Source organism: Leucobacter sp. M11 (genome assembly GCF_035726885.1).
GTDB lineage: Bacteria > Actinomycetota > Actinomycetes > Actinomycetales > Microbacteriaceae > JAPFRB01.
In genome coordinates this window covers 40,103-41,488 of the sequence record NZ_JAPFRB010000001.1, presented here as the reverse complement: position 1 = coordinate 41,488, position 1,386 = coordinate 40,103, and the positions used below count along the sequence as shown (strand labels likewise).

General features: G+C 70.3%; 1 protein-coding gene. It reads right to left on the bottom strand.

Annotated features, from left to right (window positions below; translation table 11 throughout):
- Window positions 1-1,299: DUF222 domain-containing protein (locus tag OOT08_RS00205; RefSeq protein WP_325090590.1), on the bottom strand; the 1,299-nt coding region annotated here is incomplete at its 3' end.
- Window positions 1,300-1,386 lie beyond the last annotated feature (87 nt).

Here is a 1,386-nt window from a genome sequence, read left to right as displayed (position 1 = left end):
ATCGAGCCCTGGATCGAGGTCGAGTTCGTGCCGGATACCCGCGAGGAGCCTGACCGGGACGGTCACGGTGACCTGCCCGCGAATCCCGCGCCCCGGGGAGGTGGGGAGCCGCCCGGGCCGGAACCCCGACACCGGTTCCCCCGCGGCCTCGGGGGTGTGTGCCCCGTCGATTTCTCCGTGCGAGACGAGATCGACCGCCACATCCGCCCGCAGTTGGGAGAAGGTCCGCGGCAAGGGGATCTCGGCCAGCGCCGTATCGAGCGCTTCCGGGCTCCTGTCCGGGCCGTTGTCCGGGGCGTTTTCGTGTGTCCGTGTGGTTGTGGCGACCAGTTTCCGGTGTTCGCTCTTTTCGAGGGTGGCGAGGTGTTTCGCGAGTGTATCGATGCGGTCCATCGCGGTGAGGAGCTCCGGTGCGGAGGAGCGGATGGTGAGTTCCATCATCCCGTTCCGGCCGGGGTCGAGCCACGCACCGCGGCGCGTGAACGCGTCCGCGTGCCTCGCTTCCGGGGAGATCGGGTCGACCCGGTTGCGGAGCCCTTCGGCGACGCGGACGAGTTTTGCGGGGGTGAGGGTGGGGGCGATCTTCGCGAGTTGCTCGTCGAGGATGCTGCGGGCCACGGGGGTGGCGTCGAGGGTGGCGTGTGCGATGGTGTGCACCCGCCCCTGGTCGAGCGCACCGGCCTGGAAGGCCGCCCAGGTGTGGGGGAGGTCGTGGCAGACGGTGATGGCGTGGTTGAGGAGCTTGGTCGCGGTCGGTGTGCCGAGGGTGGTCGCGGACGCGATTTCCTCGGCGAGTTGATTCATGCGGTGTTGGTGTTCTGCCGGGGTGACGGCGGGGTCGATGATCTCACCGGTTGCGGTGCGGATCCGGGCGGCGTCCTCGGTCGCTTCGCGGGTGAAGCGTTCCTCGGTGAGCCGGGCAAGGTCCGAAACCAGGCGGACTCGTGTGGCTTCTGCCTGGTTCTTCAACCGGGTGGCCTCGGTGATCGCGTCGCTTAACGATTGCTCCGCAGCGCGCAGTTCCTCGGCGGTGAGGGTCGCGCGGGCATCGCTCGCGGCCCGCTGCTCCGCTGCCAGGGGATGCGTGGAGTCAGCGCCATCCGAGGGGGCGACTTCGACGCGGGACGCGTTCAGGGCGTCCTCGGCGATGCGTTGGGCGATGCGGGCGGCGGTGCCCGCGGTGATGGTGCTGCGGCCCGGCACCCGGGCGTAGGGACCGGGAGGAGAAGCGCCGGGGGCGCTGGGAGGGGACGCGCCGGGGGCGGCGTCCGGGCTGGGATCGAGAGGGGAAGAGACCATGCGCCAATACTCCGCCGGCCAAACGCCCCGCGGGGGAGTCCCCGGCACACTGTGGAGAACGCCTGGAGAGTCGGGAGGTGTGGAAAA